Below are 18,717 nucleotides of genomic sequence, written 5' to 3' on the forward strand. Positions count from 1 at the left end.
CGCCTTGAGCCAGTTCGCCGGGTCGAGGAACGGGAAAAGAAGGGGTGATTCCGGCCGGACCGAAAATGGCGGTTCGCACCACCAATGTCATCGGGGGAGGTGGCGTTCACTTCTTTGTAATGGGTGGCGACTAATGCCGCGGGGTTCTTGCTTAGCGACTTTCAATCACTTCGATATTTTCCAAACGAGTTATAAACACATCAAACCCACGACCCTTGCTATTTTTAATTGATCGCCGAGATGCAATATAGGGGCTTTCTTGGTCGTGAAATTCCCAACCTTTCGCTATAAAATCAGGACCTCCCAAATATTTAATATAGGACACCAAATCCCTAGCAGCCGGGGCTGAATGATGCTTTTTTTGATATGCGCTATAATAATTAGCGATTATATTTGCGTCGTATTTGGCTTGCGTGATCGCATCTGGCTTTCGTTCGCCTCGACAACAAACAAAAGTCACCATCAACATCAAAAGTGCGCAATATTTAATCATGGGCAACAACCAGTGGGATTTTGATACGTAGGCTTATGAGCCCCCCAATCCGCGTCAGATACCGGAAGCTCATTAGGATATGTGGTTCTATTATCCGCACCTCCTGGACTTCCAGGCATTAAATCTCGATAAGCATCAAAAATCAGGGTTTTGCCGTTTCCTCCATTTTGATCAAATGCCGTACACTCGACCCACCAATGATTACCACCTCCATTAATTATATCCCTTCTTGCTTGAACGAGCTTACACTCCCAACAATCTGGAAGAGGAGTGAGAGAATTTAGTACGGCGGTAGCAAGCTCGTGGCAAGACGCGCCCTCGTTTTCAAAAAAATAAGTCCCTCTCGGGGCAGGGGTTATTTTTTTCTGCTTATCATATTTCTTGTTTAGCTCATCTTCCCCTTCTTTTATTTTATCCGCGGTACAACAACTCGCATTATTTCTTCGGCGCTCTCTTGTTCTTGCGTCTGCCTCCCTTTCCTCTCTTTGACCTCGAGCCTCCTCCGATTCCTCGGGAATCGGGTTTATTGTATCAACAATTCCCCCGGGCGTATCATGATAAGGACGGAGGCCACTTACGTCAAAAGTGTTAATCGGGTAGTTCTCGACGAATCCATATAGATTTTCGCCCCCATTCTCCCCAATCGGATCCCTGGATAACCACCTCCCCTGCTCCGGCTGGTAGTAGCGGTAGCCGTAGTAGAGCAATCCGGTCTGCGCGTCCTCTATTCTCGTAGAGAAACCAAATGCACTAGGGCTTGCTCCCTCGCTCATCACCACGTTGCCGAACGCGTCGTATTCGCGGCGTGACGTTGGGGCCGTACCGTTGCTCTTGGTCCAAGCCACGATGTTCCCATTGCCATCGTAGGATGGACGCTCAAGCACTCCACCCGAGACCGTGGTCTGAAGAAGCAAGCCGCCAACACCTCCGGCGCGCTGGAGCATCTGGCCAGGGCGGGCAACACCTTCACCGGCGTCCCCGAGATCAAGACCCCATGTGTAGCGATTGAGTGCCGCAGCCGTCAAACCAGTCTGTGCCGTAGCAGATGTCCCGGTGAATTCCACCACCGGATTCCAGCCATCGTAAACCCAGCGTCGGCTGTTGAGGAAGACCGGGCTAACAGCTGAGCCTCCACGCCAGACGTGCCTAGCGATCCGCTTGCCCTCCCAGTTGTACTGGAAGGTCAGCCTGGTGTAAGACATCCCGGCAGTCACGGCCTTGGCGGTGCTCTCCATCTTGATCAGGCGGTTCTCCGCGTCCCAAGTATATACCCATCTTCCTTCATCCGTCGAACCGTTCCTTCCATCGCTGAGCAGGTTACCGTCCGCGTCGTAGGCTGGCGTTGTGGTCGCCTTGGCATACCAGAAATAATTGGTGAACGAGGCCGCAGGTGTGCCGGAGCTCCTCTTTGTAATCACGCTCTTCCAGACCGGATTGCTGCTATTTGCGATCCCACCCAGAGTCTTGTAGTAAATGTCACCGATTCTCTCACCTGCCGCCACGGCGATTCCGTCCACGCTCAGAGGCCAGGAAGAATCCGCACGGCCCACCGCGGTACGGCTGTCGCCCGTAGTCACCGTACCATATTGGTTGAGCGAATTGGGCTCGTAGCCATGGTATCCCATCACCCCGGAGTTCGCGGTGAGCCGGTTTCCGATACCATCGTATGTGTAGCTCGAATTCAGGGGCGTGATCTCGGTCCCGGCGGCATTCTTGCGCGTCGCGGACGTGACCTCCGAACGGTTGTTGTAGCCGTAGTTCCACGATGAGCCGTCCTGGAAGGTCGCCTTCACGCGGCGACCGAGACTGTCGTAGTCGTAAGCGTACGTCGTCAATTCATTGGTGCTGGTACCGAGCCGCTTGCTCCGGATTCCGGTGAGTCGCCCCGGAATGTCATGGTAGCGCGATTCCTGGAACCACGAGGTCCCGGTGCTCGGGGTGCCCGTCTTGTTCACCACCGTAGCGATCAGCGATGAGTCCGCATGATAGGTATAAACGACACTTTGCCCGCCATCGGTGAGCTCATCGAGGCGACCTTGGTTGTCATAGCCATACGAAACCGTCCTCACCACGTTCGGCGTGGAATTGTGAGAGTTGTAGGTCTCGTCATAACCGGTGGAGGCTCCCGTGGTGTCCGGCAGGCTATAGCGGATTCCCCTCCCCGGCAGCAACGAGTGAGTCTCGGTGTAATAGCGGGCTTTCAGCTCGGGACGCCCCGGAAAATAGGTCAGCTTCTCGACATCCGAGCCTGTGGTCACCTGGGTGGGGCGGCCCAAGCGGTCGTAGCTGTTGAACTTCACATCCGGAGTTCCCGCCGGATAGTCGATCAGGTCGAGGTCACCCAAGCTCGTGTAAGTGTAGGTCGTCACGACACCGCGGGCCCATGTCCGCGTAGCGACTTTGCCGCTGGCATGGTAGGTGTAGGAAACGGATTGGTTCGCTGCATCCTTTTTCGATTGGAGAAGGCCCGTCCCCGGCTGGTAGATCCACTCGGTGGCGTCGGAAGTCGTCGCATCCCGCCAGGTGAACATCTTCTTCTTCGCGCCATACCCGTCATACTCGTAGGTGACCTTGTAAGCCGCGGTGCCCGCTTCTTCCTCGATTTGTCCCAAGGCGGAGTATTTGAAGTTCTTGGTCGTCCAATCGGGATTGGTAATTCCTGCCAACTTGCCGGCAGACGGGCTCGACGGGCCATGGTATGAGTACGTCGTAGTCTTGTTTGTATGGTCGGTGACGCTTTTCAAGCTGCCATCCGGGAAATAGTCGCGAGCCGTTACCTTGCCACGCGGCGAAACTTCGCGGATCACCCTGCCCAGATCATCGAAACTATACGTGGCGGCAGCAGTCGTATCGCGGTTCTTCCGGGATATTGTCAGTCCATTGACGTCGACGGCGACCGCGGTGGAAGTGAGTCCGGTCGTGCTCTGGGTCGTCGTCCGGGTTTTGGTTGTTCGGTTAACGGTTACAACGGTTGTCACCGTCTCGCCGGTAGGAGAGATGGAGATCGACTTTCCAGCATCCCCGTTAGGCTGGCCGTGCAGGCAAACCTTCGACACCGATGCGACGGCCGTGGCGCTCGAATTGGAAGTGTCGTAGCGCTTCTCGCTGCGAACGCCCCACCAGTAGCCCCCTTCCAAGGAGTAATAGGATCGGGTTTCGGTGACCCGATCATTGCTGGTTTCGGAAAGCGCTCCATCGCTGTTCACATCCTTTCCATACCATGCCAAAGAGCTGTCGATATCTAGGGGCCTTCGATACAAAGTCGTGCCAGCGGGAGAGGTGACCGAACTTAGAAGACCAATTACGGGCTCAAACGCTGTTACCGTCGAAACCTCGCCCACGCCAGTTGGACTTGGCGTCGTGACCTTGACAGTGCGACCAATCCAATCGTTCTCGGTGGTACGATATCGCGGAGAATCGGCGATATCGCCGGTCTTTACCTTTGTGGCGACATTTCCCGATGACAAGACGGTCCGCTCATAGACTACATCAACGACTGCTGATCCGGTCTCCGACGTCACACGTCCGTCACGCCCTCTTACAATTAGCCTGGAGAGTCCACCGGGAAGAGTGACCGAAGTATCCCGGCCGTTGTTGGGATAAGCATAGCGAGTCACCGCGCCCTGCGGATTAGTCTCGGCATCGCGTCTGCCGGCAAGGTCGTCTCTCCTGACAGTCGTGAGGGACAGAGTACCTCCCGAAACGATTTCCGTGGTTGTCCGTCCCGAATACCCATACGATGTCGCCCGGTTCGGCTGCCCGCTGATTCCAATCAGGGTCTGGGCAGCATGGCGTCCGATCAGGTCCACGGTGGTCACGGTCTCGATGCCCTGCTCATCCCAAACGTGCAGTTCGGTTCCAGAGGTCTGGTAGGCATGGTCGATTACCCGGCCGTCCTTCTTGACAATCACTTCCCGGATCGAGCCATCCAGCCAAAGAGTAGGATACTCGTACGTCGTCGCGCTAGCCAGGGACCAAGGCGTGGTGCCGTCGTAAATCCACAGCTCACGCCTGAGAACGCGCCACGCAAGATCAGTGTATGTGATCGTCCTGGTGGATTCCCCGGCGACGAAACTTCCGTTGATGATCTTTGCATCGATCCTCTGGATGTTGGGTGCGCTGGAGAGTTCGGTTGCCGTGGTATCGACGCTGAAGCTTCCTCCGGAGAGTGTTCCCCGCTGGTATCCGGTGACGGTTCCCCAGCCAATTTCGTTCGTCTCCAGGCACTGTCTGCTATCCCAGCGGTAACGGGTCGGCCACTGATAACGATAATAAAGCTTTTTGCTCAGGAGAAGATCGACAGCTTCAGCCGGGTCTCTCCCTGTTCTGTCAATCGAACGATCCTCGACCTCGAAAGCTTCCGGGACCCATGTAGGATCAATGCCGGCCGTTACCATGAGGCCTGACACCTCGGATGCCTGGATTCCGACGGTCGACTTAACCGCTTTCGCTACGGTAATGGCAGCTCCTCCCGACGGAAGCGTCGTGGTTCTACCGATCTCCTCATGTCCATGGTCTCCCAGGATGGGATCATAAGTAATCGTCGTTACCTCGGAATTATTGACGGTAGCGTCTCCGGGAGCCGCGGGTCCATCCTTCCAAGGACGGAAGATTTGCTTGGTCAACCCCCTCCATCCCGGTTGCTCGGAGCCTGTGCCGGCGTAGTAGCTATAGCGCGTCCAAGAGCCATCGGGGTTAGTCACTGAATATAGCTTCCCGAAATGAACCCCGGACCCGATCGGCACGTATGTCGTCGTAAGGCTCTCGGTCCCATTCACGAAACGTGAGCTCGAAATGAGGAAACGGTAGATCTCCGTGGCCGGACCCATGGGAATCGGACGATTGACAAGGTAGCGGTAGGTATTGATCTGCTTCGAGTAGGAAACTCCATCGCGGGTTTCGACGATCGAATCCGAACGCTCCCAGCCATTGTTCACATACTCGAACACCGAACTCACGTCGACCGTCCGCAGGCCGTTCTCATCGATGATCTTGTAACCCAAGCCGTCCGTGCCGGTCGAGACGACATCACGGGTGTAGGTCGTCCCGCGCAAGCTGACATGGACCACCCGCACTCCGCCGTTGTGTCCGGCCGCGGCTGCGACAGGCAGGTAGCGGATCACCTGGAACGGTGAAGCACCGCCATTGATCGGAAACAGGCCGCTGCCATTCTTGGTCGTCGAAAAGTCGCCCGATTTGTAGTAACGCAACTCGAAGCCGCTGCCGGAAGGCTGCACATCCACCAGCCACACCGAAGTGAAGACCTGCCGAACATTGGCGCCGGACTTCACGATTTCAAAGCTTGGCTCCCTCTTGTAGTCGAAGACTTGAAGGTTGGAAACGCTTGCCAAACTGCTGGTCAAGGGACCGGAAATCCGGGTCGCTCCCGTGGTGCTGCCCTTCAGACCTTTCCCAAGGGTGAAGCTGGAATGGAAGGACGCAGGAACCACCTGGGTTGGCTGCCCGCCGGGAGAGGAAGGAGGGGTATCTTCCTGACCGGAAGGAATATCCGGACTACCACCACCTGAGTCACCACCGCCATCATCGCTATCATCCGGGCTTTCCTCCTCATCATCCCCGTTATCGTCCTCGGGGACCAATCGCAACTTGAAGTCCACTGTCCTGGCACCATTCACGGCGAAGTTCAGGTCGTGTTTGATTGTAGATGCCGCCTTCCACTCGCTGTAGGAGGACTCATCGCTCCGCTTGCTACAGACTTCCAGCTTCAAGCCGCAGGTATTTGTCGTGCCAAATGAAAGGGACATCTGGCCGAAGCACCCACTCGCAAAGAGATCCGAATTTACCGTGGCACTTCCTCCGGTTTCCTGGTTCTTGACGATCGTTCCGGAGCCCGTCGGAGTGATGACAAGTTCCTCGACATCGGTATTCTGCGAATCTTTCGTGACCGAGGTCCCTCCCGAGAGCGACATGGAGACAGAGCCGTTCTTTACCACCGCTTGGGCAAAGTAGGTCACTTGAAATGATTCCCCCGTTCCGCAAGTCGTCCCGCAATCCGCTCTGAGGCTGGATGGCAAAAGGACGAAGGGAAGAGCAAGGCAGGCAGCCAATCGGGCAAGGCGGCTGGAAGCAAAAGACAACTTCATGACGTGAAACTTTAAAAATGCGGGCAGTGAAATTCGAAAGCAGGAGGGCGGCTCCTAACGTACTGGAGTTTCCCAAATCTGGTGACTTGAAGTGCGAACGAGGTCGGGACTTGCGGACGTTTCGAGTTCCAAAACGATGAGTTCGTTCTCCTCGCCCGTCCGTTGCCAGGCTGCGGGAATGAAGATGGTTTGGCTTGGACCGGCGCTCCAGTAGCGGCCGAGATTGCGACCATTCAGCCACACCACGCCCCGGCCGAATCCGCTCATGTCCAGCCAGGTATCGACCGGGGTATCGAGCTTGAATTTTCCTTTCCGGAGGGTGATTCCCTTGGGTGGGGTCTCCTCGCCGGATTTCGTGAAATTCGCGGCTGGGGGACTCGTCGCCGGGACAAGTCCATAGGAGACATTGGAAAAGGTTGCGCCCCCAAGGTCGGGCATTGCTTCCAATCCCTTCCGCTCCTCATCCATTGAGCCGTAATTCACACGACCCATGTTCTCGACGAGGAAATCGATCTGATGATTGCCTGCATCGATCTTCATCGGGACCCCTCCGGTCTGGGTAGAGCGCCCCCCAATTCCTATCAGGCCGCCATCAACCATGACGTAAACGCGGTCCTTCACCTTGCCTAGATCCAGCGTGGTCTCGACAGGTCCCTCGACATTTCCACGATAAAGGATGAAGCCGTTGCCCAAGCCAGCTTCTTCCATGCTTGGCAATGCATCTTCGCACTTGGTGGTCGTGATAGCGCTGGAAAGATCCGCCACCTCATCCAGCTGAATGCTGCCGACCGACCCCGCGGGTTTCATCACGGGTAACTCCGGAAGCTTCTCGTCCTTGAGACGATTGCCGATGATCTGCCGGAACGCGTTGTACTTGGCGGTCGGACGTCCGGATTCATCCAAGGGTGCATCGTAATCGTATCCGCAAGTGGTGGGGTAATAGCGACTCTCGAAATTCGCACCCGCCCACATCCCCCTGGTGCTGCCGCCATGAAACATGTAGAGATTGAAGGAGGCTCCCTTCTCCATCATCCATGCAAGCTCGGCTGATTTCTGACGGGTATCGCCGCGCATATGTCCGCGTTGCCATTGGTCGAACCAGCCGACCCAGAACTCCGCGGTGAATGATGGCTGGCCCGGATTGGCCGTCTCCAACTGGCGGAAAGCATTCTCCGCCCTGTCGCCGAAATTAACGGCCTTCACCAGCCCGGGGATACTTCCCTTGGTCAAAGCCTCCGGAAAAGCGCTGTCACAGGTGAAAAGCATCCCCGTGTAGCCACCTCCTCGAATCGCGGTCTGAAGATCGAGAAGATACTGGCGGTCGTTCTTGATCGTGTTCCCATACTCGTTCTCGAGTTGGACCATGATCACCGGTCCGCCCTTGGCCGCCGTGAAGGGCTCGATCATCGCACCCATCTTCTTCATCCAAGCCTTCGCAGGTTCCAGATAGCGGGGATCCGTCGTTCGAAGTTTCACTCCCCTCTCCGCCAGGATCCATGCCGGGATGCCTCCCAAGTCCCACTCAGCGCAGACGTAAGGACCCGGACGGACGATGGCCTTCATCCCCTCCTCTCCGCAGATCCGGATAAATTGCGCGACATCCTTCTCCCCGGAGAAATCGAACTCGCCCTTCTTGGTCTCGTGGTAATTCCAGAAGACGTAAGTGCAGATGGTGTTCAGCCCCATCGCTCTCGCCATCTGGATCCGGCTACGCCACTCGGAGGCAGGTACGCGGGAGTAATGAATCTCTCCCGAACGAATCTGGAAGGGCTTGCCGTCCAGCACGAACTTGTCGCCGGAGACTTCAAACTCGCCCGCACTGACCACATTGGACGCCAGCCCGATTGCTGCGAGAAGCAGGCACAGCCGACCTCCAGGCCAAGAAAAAGACATGGCATTCCATCTCCCCTTCATGGGCGGAGACCCGTGATCGACCGCGAGCTTAAAGCCTTTCGAAATCATGAATTCAGATCCTTTGAAGGATGTCAGTTGCTCCCGCACTGAAGTGTCCCACTACTGTTCGAGAGGAGCCCAGACGTGCAGCTTCCCCGAAGCTGACTCTATCGCGATGGTCGCAGGCGCGAGCGGAGACGGGTCGACTCCATTCGGAATACCGTCATTGTCGGGGTCGGGATCGATCGGGTCAGTTCCTTGGTCGAAATGGGCCAAATTGTTGACTCCGTCGCCGTTGGCATCACCCGAGGGACCTTGGGCAAGATTTCCGAAATGGCTGACCTCCCACCAGTCGGGAAGGCCATCGGCATCATGATCATATGGCACTCGCAGCTGGATCGACCGGGGCTTCGAGGCTACTCCTAAAGCATCCATCCCCGCCTGGTTGATTTCGATGTCTCCGTAGGTATGGGGTGAAAACCGCCATGCAAAGGGCGCAACAAGGTCGACATTGAGCTCAACACCCCGCGAGTAAAAGGATGCTGCCGAAATTGCCGCATCAGCCGGCGTATAGGTCCCGGCGACATTGACGCTGCTACCCATCGGAACGACCGTTGCATCCGCCGGGGTCATGGTTAGGCTCGGCGTCCCATGGAGACGATTGATTCCCAGCACCAGTGCCGGTGCTCCGGAAACGATTCCGTCCCCCATGGCTCCCTTCACCGCCCGTCCCCATGCCATCAGGTGGCCATCTCCTTTGATCGCAAAGCTGAAACCGTCGCCGCTGCTTATCGCTTTGGCTCCTCCCATGCGGGTTACCTGCACGGGCGAGTAGGAGACAGTCGTGGTTCCGTTCCCAAGTTGCCCCGCGCCGTTGTAGCCCCAAGTCCATACGGTCCCGTCGCTCTTGATCGCCATCGAGTGGTTCACTCCAGCCTTGATTGCCACCACGTTTGTCAGCCCGCTTACTTGAACCGGGGCCAATTGGTCAGTCGCAAGTCCGTTCCCCAGTTGCCCGGTGTAATTACTTCCCCAAGCCCAGACCGTCTTGTCCGATTTCAATGCAAGGCAGTACAAGCCACCGGCACTGATGGCGGTGACATTGTTGAAATTCGCTATCTTCAAGGGGGTGTTGCGCTGGTCGTAGGTTCCGTCACCCACTTCACCGCCAAAGTTGCTTCCGCATGCCCACACCTCGCCATTCTTGAGCATCAGGGAACAGAAGTCGCCTGCGCTGATGTCACTCACACCGGTTCCCACGGTGGTCACCGAAATCGGGCTGTTGCTTGTAGCTCCGGTGCCGTTTCCAAGTTGTCCAAAATAGCCGTCCCCCCAAGCCTTCACCGTTCCATCTTCGAGCAGCGCCAAAGCATGCTGGTAACCCGCGCTGATTTTCTTCACGTTCGTCAACCCGCTTACCGCCACCGGCGCGGTGCGGGGGGTATAGCTCGAGTCTCCCAGTTGCCCTGAGGCATTGTCCCCCCAAGCTAGCACCGTCTTGTTGGCCTTGAGTGCCAAGGAAAACGTGTAACCGGCGCTGACTTGGGTGATCTCATCCGAGGTCGCCACAGCCACGGGAAACGGACTTGCTGCCGTCCCGCCATCGCCGAGCCTGCCGGCATTTTCACCCCAAGCCCATAAGCGACCGTCCGTGCCCAATGCCAAAACGTGAGTCGAGACCGATGACAGGGCCTTCACCGGGCCCAAGGCCGCCACTTGCTCCGGAACCAGCCGGGTAGGCTGAATACCATCGCCCACCTGGCCGAAATCGTTCAGGCCAAATGCCCAGATTGCTCCGTCAGTCGTCGTAGCCAAAGTGTGATATCCGCCGCCAGAGATGCCCTCGACGGTTCCCGGCATGGGAATTTGCACGGGGACATTGGAGTATGTTGTTGAGATCCCCAGACGCCCGTCACTATTGTTCCCCCAACCCCATGCGGTGTTATCGCTACCTCTGATGGCGAGTGAATGCTCGGCACCGGCACTGATTGCGGTCACTCCCGTTAGAATGGACACTGCCACCGGACTATTGGAATCCGCTACGCCTCCATTCCCCAGACGGCCGTTGGCATTCCAGCCCCAAGCCTTCAACGTGCCATCGTTCATCAGCGCCAAGGTGTGATGGGGGCCCGCTGCGATCTTCGAGACGCCTGTCAAGCCCGGCACGGTTACTGGAGAAGTACGGACCCCCGTTGTTCCGATGCCGAGTTGACCGATATTGCCGGTACCCCACGCTCTTACGGAGCCGTCCTGGAGAATGGCAAAAGCGTGGGCAGAACCCGCAGCGATTCCTACGGCCGCTTGGCCCAAGGATATTTCCTTCGGAAGGTTCCGATTGGTAGTAGTTCCATCTCCAATCTGTCCGGAGTTGTTGGCACCCCACGTATACATGATCCCGGTGGACGAGAGAGCAATGCAGAACTCACCTCCGGCTTGGATCGCGACGATATTCGATAGAAACGCGGTGCCCGCAGGGTTCTTGACCTTGATCGGGATTGAACTGTTGGTGGTCGAACCAACGCCCAGCTGACCGTAATTGTTCGATCCCCAAGCCCAGACCTCACCATTTCTCAGCGCCAAGACATGGTTGTTTCCCGTTTCAACCGCTGTGACCGAGTCGAGACCGGATGCCTGGACAGGCACGCTGCTGTGGGTCGTCGAGTTGTTACCGAGTTGCCCGGCGGAATTGTTTCCCCATGACCAAACGGTGCCATTCGAACGCAGCAACACGCTGTGATAAGAACCGCCCGCGATCGTCTCTTGGACGACCGCAGAGGAAGCGCCGGAGCTAGTAAGAAAAACGGCGACGACCGCACCGATGCGGCTTAATGGCAAAATTCTGCGCTTCATGGAAAACGATCTTCAGTGCCCACCTTTTGAGCAGCTTGGTTTCACACCTTGGTTGAAATGAAAGCGATTGGGGCGGCGAGGCCGAATGGCTTAGCGAGTCAATCCCAGCGGTTTGTAGGACTGGTCCCCGCCGCCATCTCCTCGGCATTGTTAACGCCGTCACCATCCGGGTCATCACTGCCACACTGGTCGCGGAGATTTCCAAAGAACTGGATCTCCCAAGAATCAGTCAGGCCATCGCCGTCCGTATCTTGAGGGAGTTCATCTTCTGAATTGGAAGGGTTAATCAGCCAAGAGGTCCCTACTTGGTGGTAGATGCCGATCGAAGTCGTGCTTCCCATGGCTGACCCGAGGAAACCGACTGCAATACCACTCGACTTGAATAGTCGAATCATCGGTTCCATGGAGATACACGAGAGACATTTCATGGCATCAGTCCACCCAAGAAATCCATCCTGGGTCAACTCCCAACTGGTTGAAGTGAGTGAATTCACACGGGCCTCATACAACCACAAAGAAAATGCATCAGCCCTTTGGCGACTGGGCATCAGACTATCAGCCGCTTACCTCGAATCAGCATTACTTCCGGAGGGACCCTTCTTGACATCTGGATACCGTTCGACGCCTCAACTCCATCTTGAAACAGAGAACCATCTAGAACCTTTGAGCCTTCATGGAGCAAGATGTTCAAAACTGCGGACAATTAGTCCTTCTCAGCCCGCTGCAACTTGATGACGAGCGCCTCAGACCTATGGTCCAGAAGCAGTCAAAACATGCCGGTGAATACATTCCCTCCGCACCCGCGGCCGGCATGACCGGCTCGCCTCTCGCGCTGTTTCAACCCACGCTCCCGTGAAGGAGCGACTGGTGATCTCGCCGATCTTGCCTTCCTCTTCGTTGTTTCAACCCACGCTCCCGTGAAAGAGCGACTTCCTCGATCTCGAAATACTCGTCGGAGCCATTGTTTCAACCCACGCTCCCGTGAAGGAGCGACGCGACGTTGACGCCCGGTGTTGTCGGGCCCGAACTGTTTCAGCCCACGCTCCCGTGAAGGAGCGACATCAATCCGGGCGATCCCTGCGTGCTCGACGTCACGTTTCAACCCACGCTCCCGTGAAGGAGCGACGGATGTCCTGCGCCACTCTTACGCCAGTTATCGGTTTCAACCCACGCTCCCGTGAAGGAGCGACGTGCTGCTTTTCGGCAAGGGTGGCACCGTCAAGGTGTTTCAACCCACGCTCCCGTGAAGGAGCGACCGCGTCTCCCGCGAGAATATCCGCCATTTTCGCAGTTTCAACCCACGCTCCCGTGAAGGAGCGACCAGATCGAGATATCCTCGAAGAAGCTCATCGTGTCGTTTCAACCCACGCTCCCGTGAAGGAGCGACTCTTGGCCTTCGCTAGCAGATCCCCGTTTTTGTGGTTTCAACCCACGCTCCCGTGAAGGAGCGACTGTGATCACTGGCCGCAATGCTGCGTCCTACGATGTTTCAACCCACGCTCCCGTGAAGGAGCGACACGGCAAGGGTGGCTTTGCCGCGATCCTGCACCCGTTTCAACCCACGCTCCCGTGAAGGAGCGACACATTCCCACCAGCGAGATCCTGACCGGCCTCATGTTTCAACCCACGCTCCCGTGAAGGAGCGACAAAAGAAGCCCATGCCGATCGGCCGCCGTTTCGAGTTTCAACCCACGCTCCCGTGAAGGAGCGACCTTGCGGCCAAGATCGACCAGCGGAAGCGGAAGGCGTTTCAACCCACGCTCCCGTGAAGGAGCGACGATAGGCGGCGTTCACCGTCGCGCGCTTGCCATTGTTTCAACCCACGCTCCCGTGAAGGAGCGACCCTGGTCACCCAGGTATTCCGCCATGCTGGTACTGTTTCAACCCACGCTCCCGTGAAGGAGCGACCTCAAACAAATGATGATTGAGCGTGAGAGTGACGTTTCAACCCACGCTCCCGTGAAGGAGCGACGCGTCACAACCCGAGAGGATTTCGTAGAGTCGAAGTTTCAACCCACGCTCCCGTGAAGGAGCGACACGATGCGCCTGATCACCGATCCGGAAGCCTTCGTGTTTCAACCCACGCTCCCGTGAAGGAGCGACTGCTGTGGCCTTCGGTGCCTGGCAGCTTCGAAACGTTTCAACCCACGCTCCCGTGAAGGAGCGACGCAAGATCTCGGCGTCGGTGACGCGGGACATGAAGTTTCAACCCACGCTCCCGTGAAGGAGCGACCCGTGATGTTCGCCGGCGTCCCGACGGAAGTCTTGTTTCAACCCACGCTCCCGTGAAGGAGCGACTCTGCGCGGAGTTCACCAAGATCCCGCCCGTGGCGTTTCAACCCACGCTCCCGTGAAGGAGCGACTAATGCAGTTGTAGTCATTGGGGTATCGAATTGGTTTCAACCCACGCTCCCGTGAAGGAGCGACGGACCACCAATGTTGGCAATACCACATTGGACACCGTTTCAACCCACGCTCCCGTGAAGGAGCGACGCCCCGCAGCATCCGGGAAGTCGCCCGTCTAACGGTTTCAACCCACGCTCCCGTGAAGGAGCGACGCACGGCGTGCGGTGCTTGGCCGATGTCGTCGATGTTTCAACCCACGCTCCCGTGAAGGAGCGACTCGATCACCGGCGAGCAAGACTACTGTTTCGGGTGGTTTCAACCCACGCTCCCGTGAAGGAGCGACCCGCCTCGACCGGCACGGCCATCTATTCCCAGCAGTTTCAACCCACGCTCCCGTGAAGGAGCGACCCGCCCGGCTGAGCACCCAGTCACATACGTCACGTTTCAACCCACGCTCCCGTGAAGGAGCGACCGCCGCCCTTGACCAGGTTTTCCTGGGTGCGGTTGTTTCAACCCACGCTCCCGTGAAGGAGCGACCTTCATGGCGGGGGCGGCGCGACCGTGGTGCAGCTGTTTCAACCCACGCTCCCGTGAAGGAGCGACGAGAGTCCCGCAGCGGTTGCACTCGCGATCATCTGTTTCAACCCACGCTCCCGTGAAGGAGCGACCCGCAAGGTGCTCATCGAATACGGTGAGTTTTCGTTTCAACCCACGCTCCCGTGAAGGAGCGACTCACGGCAGAGAACGACGGCGCCCGCTTCCAGGTGTTTCAACCCACGCTCCCGTGAAGGAGCGACGCCTGCATCCCGCAACGAAGAGTAAGAGCGAAGCGTTTCAACCCACGCTCCCGTGAAGGAGCGACGATCATCTTCGGGCTCCTCGCCGGAAACGACGAGTTTCAACCCACGCTCCCGTGAAGGAGCGACCTTACGACTCTGACTAAGAAACGACAGCATATCAGTTTCAACCCACGCTCCCGTGAAGGAGCGACTCTTGATCCGCGCCAGCGACTCGACGTCCTCGCCGTTTCAACCCACGCTCCCGTGAAGGAGCGACCTTTCAGGCCGAATGCGAAGGAATGTGTGGAGTATGTTTCAACCCACGCTCCCGTGAAGGAGCGACTATTGTGTGCGCGGCGGGATCTCCGACACGGAGTTTCAACCCACGCTCCCGTGAAGGAGCGACGTTAGGCTCGAATGTCTTCACCGCCTCTTGCGGTTGTTTCAACCCACGCTCCCGTGAAGGAGCGACAGGATACCTTGCCGGGTCTGCCGGATCCGGAGCTGTTTCAACCCACGCTCCCGTGAAGGAGCGACGATGGCTAAAGCCACCGCCACCATGGAGAGGAAGTTTCAACCCACGCTCCCGTGAAGGAGCGACGGGCAGCATAGGCAGCCTTCTCCGCTGTGCGCAGTTTCAACCCACGCTCCCGTGAAGGAGCGACCCTCCAAGCGTCGTGGTCTTCGGCTGCGAGTCCGTTTCAACCCACGCTCCCGTGAAGGAGCGACTCTTTCGAGCTTCGCATTCACCCCATTCGCCTCCTTGTTTCAACCCACGCTCCCGTGAAGGAGCGACTGCCGGAGGAGTGATCACCACGCCTTCGGGGGTGTTTCAACCCACGCTCCCGTGAAGGAGCGACCCTTCGCCGCAGGGGTGCGCCGGTCCCTCTCCAATGTTTCAACCCACGCTCCCGTGAAGGAGCGACTTCCCGCATGACCCGTTGCCGTGGGTGTCGTTTGTTTCAACCCACGCTCCCGTGAAGGAGCGACAGGCGGGGACCATTTTAAATTGCAGTTATGAATTGTTTCAACCCACGCTCCCGTGAAGGAGCGACGATCAAGAGAGGCGACCCTTGCGCAAGGGTTGGCGTTTCAACCCACGCTCCCGTGAAGGAGCGACAGCGGGATCCTTATTCCCTTCCGCTGGTAAGGAAAGCACGGATGTTTCCGCGAACCGGCTGGATTCCGGTCCACGAAAATTCCTTCTTTCAAGTTCGCGAATGTCAAAGAGCAGGACAGGAGGCAGTTACAACCAACGCGAAACTCCCGGACTTCCACCGGGAGCTTCGGGTTCGCGGTGCCACGGGTCCGATTTTTCTACGTAACTAGCCAAAAAAATATCCAATCGATTGCTAGATCACAAGAGGGCCTTCCACGTCGTACCCCGGATCCGCCCCGTGATGTTCCACCCGGTGCTGCCAGTTCGACCCCAGGTGATAGAAACGCAGGCTGTCAGTCGCCGGGTCGATGATTTCCAACAGCCGGCCTCGCATCGCGACAAATTGCGCAGGGTCCACCTTGCACTCAAAGACCGAGTTCTGAACCCGCTGCCCATAATCCAAGCAGGCCTTTGCCGTGCGGCGGAGCCGTGCTTTCCCGGCTGGCGTCGAGGTATTCACATCATAGGTCACGAGTACGTACATGACGGATATCGTTCAAAAGGTGGGCCTTCATTTCGCGAGAAAGGCAGGATAAGCATCCAAATCCCCGCGCAGGTGACGGGCGAGCAGCCGCGCTTGCAAGTGAGGTAGCAAACCAATCGTGACCTTCTCATCCAGGAAGGGGTGCGTGATCTCAACCTGCTTTCTCTCCTGCCATGCTACCAAGACTTCCTTGCGCGAATCTTCCTTCAGCAGGACAGCTCCGGATTCCTCCCTGCGGAAGTCCCCCGCGGTAATCTGGCGGCGGTTGATGAGCGTGAGCGCGACTCGGTCGGAGAGAAAGGCGCGGAACTCCTCCATAAGATCCAGAGCTAAGGATGGCCGCCCGGGCCGATCCCGGTGGAGAAAGCCGCACTGAGGATCCAGCCCGCAGCCTTCCAAGGCGCTCCGGCAATCGTGCATGAGCAGCGAGTAGAGGAAGGACAGCAGCGCATTCACCGGATCGAGCGGCGGGCGCCGAGACCTGCCGGTGATGAAGACGCCGGGATCGTGATTCACCAGCAGATGCGGGAAGACGCCGAAGTAAGTGGCGGCGGCATCGCCCTCGATTCCCCGAAGCGAATCGAGCGTCGTCGCGCGGCCGAGCAGGCCGGCGCGCACCGCGAGGGAATCCGCCGCTTGTCCCAGGGCCGTCGCCCGCGCCGGGGAGCTTCCGCCATGGTCGCGGGCGGTGCGCATGAGCACCTGCCGGCTGTTCGCCAGCTTCGCCGCCAGCATGTTTGCCGCGATCGCGACCGCACAGGCCTCGTCATCTGCACGCCGGTACTGCTCCCGCCGCAGGAGGATATTCCCGGAGGTGAAGCCGCGCGTGGCCGCCAGGAACTTGCCGTGGGGATTGTGGAAGGAGAAAGCCACTCCTGCCTCCGAGCATGCGGCCATGAGCGCGGCGGAGGCGCCGATGTCCCAGCCGAAGCAGGCGATGCCTTCCAGATTGTGGAGCGGCACGCGGAGCTTCGTTTCGCCCTCATGGCGGATCTCCACGGCAGCGCCATCCTTTCTCAGGTAGGCACCTTCCAGAGTGACGAAGAGTGTATTGAGATGCCGTTTCACGGGAGATCGCCGGAGGAAAGGAGGGAGGCCCGGAGACGTTGGTCGAACCACGCCGCCGCGCCTCTCCGGAAGCGCAGCGACTGGGGTTGGCAAATGCCGATCAGCGAGCAGGCATCGCAGCGCCGTGCCTCGTATTCGGCGAGGGGCGTGATCCCGCCCGCGAAGCAGGCATGGACCGCCTGCACCGTGGAGGCGACCAGGTCCCGCAGTTCCGCATCGAAGTTCACCTCGGTGCGGCGGCGGCGTTCCCCGTAGTAGAGGCAGCCGCCGGGAATCGCGGTGCCTTGCATTTCTTCCAGACACAGCGCCTGGGCGCAGAGCTGCACCTCATCCGCCCGATGGGACTTCGGTTTGCCGCGCTTGTATTCGACGGGCAGGATCCGCCCGCCGGTGTGGAACTCCACCACATCGCACTGGCCGGAGATTCCCAAGCGCAGGGAACGAACCGGCAGCCCGCGCGTGATGCGGACCCCGGCCCTCGATTCATCCGGCCCCTCATGGGCGCGCGCATGCATCGCTCGCCCCTCCGCCGTGAAGCGGTTCTCGCTCCACGCCTGCTCCAGATGGATCAGCGCACACTGCCGCGGGCAATACAGCCAGTGCTGCAAGGCCGAGATCGGGATGAGCTGGTCCTCGGGATACATGAAGAGGGGGCAGCTCCCGTCTAGATCCTCTCGATGATCTCCACTCCATCAGGAATCGCGGAGCGGTCGATCGTCACCTCGTAGTCAGAGAAGGACCGGGGAACCTCCACGCCATCCTTCTTCTTGATCTGCACCGCATCGAAAAGCTTGTGGCTGGGAGCCTTTCCCAATTGATTCTCATGCTTGAATACGATCAGCCCGCGGGGGGACATGCTACCGGCCGGACGGGCGGCGGTTTGGTCGAACTGGAATGCGTTTTCCAGCGATTGGAAAAGCAACTCAAGGTCCCCGTCATCAAAGCCGGTTTGCAGCGCGAGGTACGGATTCACGAAGCCCTGCGCCTTGTAGAGACCATAAGGAATGGTAAACTTCCGACCCATCGTGCGCTCCTTTTCGGCATCCTTCTCATTCGTGACCGAAGAACGAGTGATCGCATGCTCGCTCGAAACCACGGGATCAATCGAGCGGGCGAACGAAAGCTGCACAGGACCGCGAACCTGGCCGCAGTTGACCTCGGTGGACATGACCGCGCCAAAAGTACGAACATCGTAGTAGGTCCCGCACATCCATTCCGTCGCCTTGTCGCGCAGCCCGTCTTTCGGGGATTTCCCCTCCTTCTCGGGGATACCCACGGCCTTGTGAGCTTCCTTGTGTTGGTTGTTGTGAACGCCGCCCTCGGTGAAATAGATCCTTTTTCCATCGGCATTACCCGAGGTCAGAGCCACGAAGTTGCGGATCTTGCGCTTGATGCATACGTCGGTGACCAGACCTTGGCCGGTCTCCACGTCGATGCGGGGGAGATTGCCCGCGTCCGGGTCCCCGTTGGGATTCGCGTCTTGGCAATCGAAGAGGAAGAGGAAGTCGTAGCGATGATTCATGATGTCGGTTTGGAATTCT

General features: G+C 58.1%; 8 protein-coding genes and 1 CRISPR repeat array. All 8 genes read right to left on the reverse strand.

What is annotated here, in order from left to right:
* Positions 1 to 489: 489 nt before the first annotated feature.
* Positions 490 to 6,597 (reverse strand): RHS repeat domain-containing protein, encoded by a 6,108-nt coding sequence (locus HHL09_RS07950; protein WP_169454033.1) that lies wholly within the window; start codon positions 6,595 to 6,597, stop codon positions 490 to 492.
* A 54-nt stretch (positions 6,598 to 6,651) separates the two neighbouring features.
* Positions 6,652 to 8,490 carry a glycoside hydrolase family 35 protein gene (locus tag HHL09_RS07955; RefSeq protein ID WP_169454034.1) on the reverse strand — a complete coding sequence of 613 codons (1,839 nt, stop codon included), beginning with the start codon at positions 8,488 to 8,490 and terminating at the stop codon, positions 6,652 to 6,654.
* Between the two features lie 120 nt (positions 8,491 to 8,610).
* Positions 8,611 to 11,340, reverse strand: coding sequence for an RCC1 domain-containing protein (locus HHL09_RS07960; protein WP_169454035.1), 2,730 nt, complete (start codon positions 11,338 to 11,340; stop codon positions 8,611 to 8,613).
* Between the two features lie 98 nt (positions 11,341 to 11,438).
* Positions 11,439 to 11,735, reverse strand: a complete 297-nt coding sequence (locus tag HHL09_RS07965; protein WP_169454036.1) for a hypothetical protein — start codon at positions 11,733 to 11,735, stop codon at positions 11,439 to 11,441.
* Between the two features lie 439 nt (positions 11,736 to 12,174).
* A CRISPR array of direct repeats spans positions 12,175 to 15,585; the repeat unit is 31 nt; unit sequence GTTTCAACCCACGCTCCCGTGAAGGAGCGAC.
* A gap of 232 nt (positions 15,586 to 15,817) precedes the next feature.
* Entirely contained in the window at positions 15,818 to 16,108 is a 291-nt protein-coding gene (cas2, locus tag HHL09_RS07970) for a CRISPR-associated endonuclease Cas2 (RefSeq protein WP_169454037.1), read from the reverse strand.
* A gap of 27 nt (positions 16,109 to 16,135) precedes the next feature.
* The gene (cas1c, locus tag HHL09_RS07975; RefSeq protein ID WP_169454038.1) at positions 16,136 to 17,176 is read right to left on the reverse strand and encodes a type I-C CRISPR-associated endonuclease Cas1c; all 1,041 of its coding nucleotides are present in this window, start codon (positions 17,174 to 17,176) and stop codon (positions 16,136 to 16,138) included.
* Positions 17,173 to 17,820 carry a CRISPR-associated protein Cas4 gene (gene cas4, locus HHL09_RS07980; RefSeq protein ID WP_169454039.1) on the reverse strand — a complete coding sequence of 216 codons (648 nt, stop codon included), beginning with the start codon at positions 17,818 to 17,820 and terminating at the stop codon, positions 17,173 to 17,175. Before cas4 ends, cas1c begins: the two co-directional genes overlap by 4 nt.
* 20 nt (positions 17,821 to 17,840) lie before the next feature.
* The gene (cas7c, locus tag HHL09_RS07985; RefSeq protein ID WP_169454040.1) at positions 17,841 to 18,698 is read right to left on the reverse strand and encodes a type I-C CRISPR-associated protein Cas7/Csd2; all 858 of its coding nucleotides are present in this window, start codon (positions 18,696 to 18,698) and stop codon (positions 17,841 to 17,843) included.
* Positions 18,699 to 18,717: the final 19 nt, after the last annotated feature.

The organism is Luteolibacter luteus, assembly GCF_012913485.1.
Lineage (GTDB): Bacteria > Verrucomicrobiota > Verrucomicrobiia > Verrucomicrobiales > Akkermansiaceae > Haloferula > Haloferula lutea.

What these genes read in the sequence shown, in the direction of transcription:
- cas4 (WP_169454039.1), bottom strand. Translation starts at nt 17,820, where the DNA reads ATGTATCCCGAGGACCAGCTCATCCCGATCTCGGCCTTGCAGCACTGG.
- cas7c (WP_169454040.1), bottom strand. Translation starts at nt 18,698, where the DNA reads ATGAATCATCGCTACGACTTCCTCTTCCTCTTCGATTGCCAAGACGCG.
- HHL09_RS07965 (WP_169454036.1), bottom strand. Translation starts at nt 11,735, where the DNA reads ATGATTCGACTATTCAAGTCGAGTGGTATTGCAGTCGGTTTCCTCGGG.
- HHL09_RS07950 (WP_169454033.1), bottom strand. Translation starts at nt 6,597, where the DNA reads ATGAAGTTGTCTTTTGCTTCCAGCCGCCTTGCCCGATTGGCTGCCTGC.
- HHL09_RS07955 (WP_169454034.1), bottom strand. Translation starts at nt 8,490, where the DNA reads ATGTCTTTTTCTTGGCCTGGAGGTCGGCTGTGCCTGCTTCTCGCAGCA.
- cas2 (WP_169454037.1), bottom strand. Translation starts at nt 16,108, where the DNA reads ATGTACGTACTCGTGACCTATGATGTGAATACCTCGACGCCAGCCGGG.
- HHL09_RS07960 (WP_169454035.1), bottom strand. Translation starts at nt 11,340, where the DNA reads ATGAAGCGCAGAATTTTGCCATTAAGCCGCATCGGTGCGGTCGTCGCC.